The sequence below is a fragment of the Pedobacter sp. MC2016-14 genome (genome assembly GCF_020991475.1).
GTDB lineage: Bacteria > Bacteroidota > Bacteroidia > Sphingobacteriales > Sphingobacteriaceae > Pedobacter.
This window is the reverse complement of sequence record NZ_JAJMPA010000004.1, coordinates 411,649-418,421: the sequence shown is the minus strand read 5'-3', so window position 1 is coordinate 418,421 and position 6,773 is coordinate 411,649. Positions and strand designations below refer to the sequence as shown.

General features: G+C 38.3%; 8 protein-coding genes. 2 read left to right on the top strand and 6 right to left on the bottom strand.

What is annotated here, in order from left to right; translation table 11 throughout:
• Positions 1-7 precede the first annotated feature (7 nt).
• On the bottom strand, positions 8-166 hold the full coding sequence (locus tag LPB86_RS20110; RefSeq protein ID WP_230693217.1) for a hypothetical protein: 159 nt from the start codon (positions 164-166) through the stop codon (positions 8-10).
• An 82-nt stretch (positions 167-248) separates the two neighbouring features.
• On the opposite strand from LPB86_RS20110, the gene LPB86_RS20105 reads away from it, so the two are divergent.
• Entirely contained in the window at positions 249-2,027 is a 1,779-nt protein-coding gene (locus LPB86_RS20105; RefSeq protein WP_230693216.1) for a S8 family serine peptidase, read from the top strand.
• A 90-nt stretch (positions 2,028-2,117) separates the two neighbouring features.
• On the opposite strand, the gene LPB86_RS20100 is transcribed toward LPB86_RS20105, so the two are convergent.
• Positions 2,118-2,729 carry a redoxin domain-containing protein gene (locus LPB86_RS20100; RefSeq protein WP_230693215.1) on the bottom strand — a complete coding sequence of 204 codons (612 nt, stop codon included), beginning with the start codon at positions 2,727-2,729 and terminating at the stop codon, positions 2,118-2,120.
• A gap of 288 nt (positions 2,730-3,017) precedes the next feature.
• Here LPB86_RS20100 and LPB86_RS20095 point away from each other — a divergent pair, with 288 nt between their 5' ends.
• On the top strand, positions 3,018-3,374 hold the full coding sequence (locus tag LPB86_RS20095) for a helix-turn-helix domain-containing protein (protein ID WP_230693214.1): 357 nt from the start codon (positions 3,018-3,020) through the stop codon (positions 3,372-3,374).
• Positions 3,375-3,601: 227 nt separating this feature from the next.
• On the opposite strand, the gene LPB86_RS20090 is transcribed toward LPB86_RS20095, so the two are convergent.
• The 4 genes from LPB86_RS20090 to LPB86_RS20075 all read right to left on the bottom strand — a co-directional run bounded on the left by LPB86_RS20090 (position 3,602) and on the right by LPB86_RS20075 (position 6,724).
• Positions 3,602-4,813 carry an MFS transporter gene (locus tag LPB86_RS20090; protein WP_230693213.1) on the bottom strand — a complete coding sequence of 404 codons (1,212 nt, stop codon included), beginning with the start codon at positions 4,811-4,813 and terminating at the stop codon, positions 3,602-3,604.
• A gap of 103 nt (positions 4,814-4,916) precedes the next feature.
• A complete protein-coding gene (locus tag LPB86_RS20085) occupies positions 4,917-5,663 on the bottom strand; it encodes a tetratricopeptide repeat protein (protein WP_230693212.1) in 747 nt (248 codons plus the stop codon).
• Positions 5,664-5,710: 47 nt separating this feature from the next.
• Positions 5,711-6,007 (bottom strand): hypothetical protein, encoded by a 297-nt coding sequence (locus LPB86_RS20080; RefSeq protein WP_230693211.1) that lies wholly within the window; start codon positions 6,005-6,007, stop codon positions 5,711-5,713.
• Positions 6,008-6,724: a pirin family protein gene (locus tag LPB86_RS20075; RefSeq protein ID WP_230693210.1), complete on the bottom strand. Its 717-nt coding sequence runs from the start codon at positions 6,722-6,724 to the stop codon at positions 6,008-6,010.
• Positions 6,725-6,773: the final 49 nt, after the last annotated feature.

Genomic DNA, 6,773 nt, shown 5'->3' with positions numbered 1-6,773 from the left:
AATCCTACTATGCCTTACGCTGCAATGCTGTGGCTCTTGCTAAAGGGTTAAAAAAGATATCCTGGCGCAGCCAAAATTTTACTCCAACCCCTGTTTCGGTATAACTAAAAAACTCAGGTAAATACTCCATGCCTATGCAATCTGCTGGATAGAAACTTTTATCCATTCTTAGTTTATTGTTAAATTGTGTAAAAATATTCAATCTGATTCTTATAAATCAGTATAATTGCATTTAAGGCTAAATCTAAATGAAATTGAAAGCAATTTATATAATTCTTCTTACTGTTCTTTTCAGCTCGGGACTTACTGCCCAGGATAAGAATGTAAAACTCCCGGATAGCTGGTTTAATCTTGATCTGATTCAAAACGGTTACTTTGGAATAAGTACCGAGAAAGCATATAACGAATTGCTAAAGGGTAGAATGCCTAAGAAAAAAGTTATTGTGGCTGTTATTGATGGGGGTGTAGATGTCAATCATGAGGATTTAAAAGATGTGATCTGGAAAAATAACGGTGAAATTGCTGGTAACGGAATAGATGATGATAAAAATGGGTATGTTGATGATGTAAATGGCTGGAATTTTATTGGATCTGCTAGTGGGACTTTGGCTTATGACAATTTAGAATTGGTTAGAATATATAAAAAGCTATTGCCAAAGTATGGCTCAACAATTCGTTCTACAGTTTTGGATAGCGCTGGGAAGGTAGATTATGCATTATTTACCAGGGTAGCAGCAGAGTTTGGTAAAAAATATGATGATGCAGATCAAAGTTATAGATACCTGGTTGCCATTAATAAAGTTATGGATTCTGTTGCCCACGCTAATCATAAAAATATTCCATCATTGGAAGATATAGATAAATATATTCCAGATGATGAGATGGAAGAGCATGTTAAACGCGCCATAAGGTCTGGATCAAGAAAAAGTGGTGGTTTTGAAAAGTTTTATAAAGAGATAAAAGATGCATACAGGCAGTATGATATAATGATAAAATATAACCTGAACACGAAATATGATGAACGGGCGGCACTTGTTGGGGACGACTATGACAATTCCTCGGAAAAAAATTACGGAAATAAAGATGTAGCCGGGCCAAATGCCGATCATGGCTCTCACGTATCTGGAATTATTGGGGCGGTAAGAAATAATAATTTTGGGATTAATGGTGTTTCGAATCATGTTATTGTAATGCCTGTTCGTGTTGTTCCGGAAGGTGATGAGCGGGATAAGGATGTAGCTAATGGAATTAGATATGCGGTAGATAATGGCGCAGACATCATTAGTATGAGTTTTGGAAAATCATTTAGCTGGGATAAAAAAATTGTAGATGAGGCTGTAAGATATGCTGAAAATAAGGGTGTTTTGCTCGTACATGCAGCTGGAAACGATAATGTAAATGTAGATGTAGAAGAGAACTTTCCTAATAAGTATTTTGCTGGACCGGAGGCGAATGCATATAAAAACGCCATAGATAAAAGCAAAAAAGCAATTCCTCTTTTATTTCCGCTAAATGGGGCAAATTCAGGGCGGGTTTCTGTAGATAGAGTGGGAAAAGGAGTTGATGCAGAAGCATTGAAAAAGACTTCGAGAGAAATAGACTCTCTGAGGTCGCTTATACCTTATGCTAAGAATTGGATTGAAGTTGGTGCAAGCAGTTATAAGGACGATTTAGATCTAAAAGCCTCATTTTCAAATTATGGAAAATATAATGTTGATGTTTTTGCACCTGGCTTTATGATAAAATCTACTACTGCGGGTTCTAAATATGATGTATTCGATGGAACTAGTATGGCAGCACCTGTTGTGTCTGGACTTGCGGCATTGATTTTAAGTTATTATCCAGATTTAAAGCCGATACAATTAAAGGATATTATTATGAAATCTGTAACAAAGGTAAATCATAAAATTAGGTATGATAATGAGAAAGGTGTAAGCTCCAGAATTTCATTTAGTGAGATCTGTGTAAGTGGGGGTATTGTGAACGTTTACAATGCACTAAAATTAGCAGAGACATTATATAGATAAAGCCAAACCATCCGGTTTGGCTTCCAAACATAACTAGATCTAACCAAATCTAAAACGAGCTATTTTTATAGTATGAAGCTGAACTATTTCTTATGAATTAGTAGCTGAGATTACAATCGAAGCTAATAGTTTTTCCGCAGGGAAGCTATCATCTTGTGTATCTATGAACCTAAAGGCAATTTTTCTAGTTGGCGTAACTACATAGGTGGCCAGTAGCGGTGCATTATTGTCAATGCCAGATATCCTGTTGTAAATTGGGTCTGCAGCATTAAATATACCAAGGTTCTCAGCGAGAATATTTTGGGGGTCGGCATAAATATTTAAACTCAAATTATGGTCAACAATCAATTGTCTTAATGACCTTAAATCTGCATCAGAGATAACCAAAAGCTGTCCACCAAGTATATTTATATCTTTTTGTAGAGCCTGAAGTGTTTTTAATTGCTGCAGTCCGTGTCTTTTCCACTCGGCAGAGTAAAATGCAAGTACAAGGGGTTTTCTAAATAATTGCTTTTCGGTAATTAGGTTATCGTGGCTAATAAAGGTTGGTTTTCCCTCCCAATATCCTTGATCAGCCTTTAAATAGAAGTTTGCGATGATTTCACCTATTTCTGCCGGTTTTGAACGTAAAGGCGTGATAGTTGGAATTGAAACGTGTTCAGTATTGAAAATGTAGACGAGTTTATTTAATATCGTTGTCATAGGTTAAGAATTTTAGTGGTATTTAAATAAAAACTAATTGTGCAGACCTCCCGTGTTAATTATCGTTTCAAAACTTAAAACTTAAGGAGGATGTTGTTGAATGCTATAAGGCACACCAACAACAGCAGCGCATTCGCATACTGGCGTAAGGCATTAGAGAGGGGATTATATGTAGCAGTGCTATTTTCATCTACGACAAATATAGATAAAATATTTAATCTACCAAATTAGTAGTATTAATATTTCAAATAAACTACTTTTGTAGTTGTTGATATAATTAGTTAAACTATGAATTGTAAAGAGACCAGTTATTTTCTTGCTAGGGATATTAAACATATCGAACACACTTCACTATTTTTTAGAGGAAAATGGAAGTTGTTAATCTTGCAGTGCTTATTTGATGATAAAAAACGCTTTAACGAAATTGTGAAAGCTATCCCTAAGATTACAACGAGAATGCTAAGCAGAGAATTAAAAGATTTAGAAGGTAATAGGCTCATTGATAGAATTTGCGACAAAGCATCGAATGGCATAGTAGACTATCAGCTTACTGATTATGGAAGGTCATTTTGGCCTATACTTTACGAAATGATAAAGTGGAGTGAGCATCATTCTGAGGTATTGATAGAAGAATCCGACGCTTAAAATCAATTGTTTCAGAATACTAATTGATAAAATAGAGTACAATTTAGGCAATCCCAATCCAATTCAGCGAGCTGCCATAGTGCCAGATTCTCTAAAAATAGGTAAACGATCAGCCATGTTAAGGAAATTAAACCTCAGTATCGAAGAGCGTGATGCACTGGAGGGCTTTTTAAAATCCATAAGTACCAGGTTCAGTAAACCTGCACCTCCCGTATTACCTAAATAAACTATATGGCCTTTAGCGGTAATGATGATTGCCGTAGGCCATATATCCTTACGGCTAGTGCCAGGCCAATGACCACCATACACATGCTAAAAGGAAAAATATACATCAGCCCAAACTGACTTGCCACGCCACCTACCAACGGTCCGGTTAAGCCCAAGGATAAGTCAATAAATAATCCATAACCACCCAGGGCAGCGCCCTGGTTAGAATCAGGAACCAGTCTTACAGCTTCCACGCCCAGCGCCGGGAATACCAATGAAAATCCAAGTCCGGCAATACCGGCACCTATTACCGCTAGGTAAGGATCTTTTGCCAACCATAAAATCAGCAAACCTATAGATTCTACTGCGAGGCAAGTCATCGCTGTTTTCATTCCACCGTAAGTGTCTATAGAGCGTGCAAAAAATATTCTTCCCAGTACAAACAGCAAGCTAAAAACAGATAAGCACAATACTGCGCCCTCCCAGTTTAAGTAGGCATAATACAACGTAATAAAGGTAGAGATGGTACCAAAACCCAATCCACCTAATGCCAAACAAATGCCATAAGGGGTTATGGTTTTCAATACTTTTATAAAAGGCTGTCTGGGCGTGTTGCTTATTTTTCTAACAGCAGCTTTGCTTCTTGCATAAAATAAGCCTGCAAGGCCAACGGCAATAATTACAAGACCTATACTGCCCAATTCAAAGTGATTGTTTAAAATTACACCAAGTGGGGCGCCGATGGCTATTGCGCTGTAATTGGCTATTCCGTTAAAAGATATTGCTTTAGCAGTATGCTCATTTCCTACTACAAATATGGCCCAGTTAACCGGACTGGCACCTATTAGTCCCTCAGCAAAACCCGTGGTTAATCTGGTTATCACCAAAATGCTCAAACTTAGCAATGGCATATCCTTAAAAAAGTAAGCGGCAAACAGGAATACCCCGCTAACGGCAAAACCAGTCATACCTAATACAACAGCTGGCTTAGGCCCTCTCTTGTCAACAATACTGCCTGCATAACCTCGAGAAAGAAAAGTAGTAATATACTGAATACTGATTACCACACCCGCAATAACGGTGCTATATCCCAAGCCCTGGTGGATAAATATAGGTAATACCGCCAGGGATAAACCAATGGTAAAATAGCCTATAAAACTGAAAGCTACATATCCAGCTATTGTCATCCTGATCTGTGACATGGATTTAGCCGTAATTGTTGAAGATTGCATTTATTTCTGGAGTAATGTGGTACAAAGTTAGCCACATTACATTTGGATGCAGGATTTAAAGGAACACTTTACTTTCAGCAAACATTTAGATCGCGCAGTGATTTTACATCAATTCCTTCAATGCACGTCTGCTCCATTGTGCATTTCTCCGGCGCAGGTAACGCGGAAGGAGTTTGATCTCTTCCCTCACAGCCTGAAACTGTAATTTAGCTTCAGCTTTTTGCTGCTGTTTCTTTAAAAACATACCGTAATGGAACATTGCTTCCAAAGAATGGTGGTTGCGGATAATTCTTTTGTAGCCTTGGTGAACGGCCTCTATTTCCCCTATACCTTCCAATGCCCTTACGTGCAACAACTCATCTTCCACCATACTAAAGTTGCCATTGTTTTTATTCAGCTGGTCAAAAAAACGAATGCTCTCCTGGTATTGTCCATTTTGAAAATACTGCCTGGCAAGTTGTAAAAGTATAGCAGGATCATCTACATATAAACCTTTCAAACAACTTGATGTAAGCTCAATAGCTTTTTCATATTGTTTTTGCTCGGCGTAAGCCTCTGCCAGGCCCAGCTTATTTGTAATGCTGCCAGAGATCTGTACTTTACGTTCCCATTGTTTAATCTTCTGACCCGGCATAAAATACCTTTGCAGACTGCTTAAAAATGTTCCATTTCGTAAATCAGGAAGCACTTCCATGTAGAGATAAATCAAAGATCCTATCACAGGGATAAATATGAGCATGTAAAGCCATTGTTTACGATCTGTTTTAAGCGCATGGATAATCACAAGAATTTGCAAAGGAATGGCAATATAGTAAACAGAGCTGTCCAGACCGAATAAATTGTAGAGCATAAAGTTTGTCAGTTTTGATGCCTAAGGTACAAACTCTTTGGCAATAATTAATTTAGGGCACCATAAATTTCGGCAAAGAGCAAGCCGCTTCCACCTCCGTAGTGTTTAACACAGGGTCTGGGTGGTTGCAGCTCCTTCAATTTTTTAATTAACAGGTTTTCTTCTTCTTCCGTTAGCCCGGCACCAATTAAAACCAAATCAAAATCTTTCTCCTCTACAAGTTCTAAAGCAGCTGTGGCATCAGTGCAACCTGTTGCCTGCCACAGCTCATTCGCATTTATCAACCTTAAAATTACTTTTAAGATGTGTTCATGCGTACCAACAACTAGAATTTCCTTTTTCATTTAAATGGACATAGGTACTTCCATAATCAACACTTCTGCACCGGCTGTAGCCTCCAGGCTAAACCCTGCATTATCCCAAATGCCGTAACCATCTCTTGTTTCCAATACCTGGCCATCCACTTTCAAGTCTCCTTTTAACACAAAAATATAAGCGCCGTTTCCTGGTTTGTGCAGTTGGTAATCCAGCGTAGTTTGTGCTGTAAACTTGCCAAGGTTAAACCAGGCATCCTGATAAATCCAAACCCCTTCATCATCTTGATTTGGAGATAAGATTTGTACCAGCGTGTTGGCTTTACCATCCAGGTCATATTTTTGCTGATCGTACCTTGGACTCACATTTCTCTTGTTAGGGAATACCCAGATCTGTAAAAACTCAACCGCATTATCTCCATCTTTGTTAAACTCTGTATGGTAAATTCCAGTTCCTGCGCTCATTACCTGGATCTCTCCCGGTGCAATAACAGCAATGTTGCCCATGCTGTCCTCATGCTGTAACTCGCCCTTCAGTGCAATAGAAATGATTTCCATATTGTCATGGGGGTGTTCCCCAAAACCTCTTCCACCATTAACAGCGTCATCATTGAGTACCCTTAGGGCACCAAACTGAACCCTTTCCGGATTATAATAATTAGCAAAACTAAACGTATGAAAACTTTTAAGCCATCCGTGATCTGCTGCACCACGTGTACCCGCTTTGTGAATTAATGTTTGTGCCATGTCTTTTAAATTATACTACAAATTTAAATGCTTTAACAGCCCGCAGCAT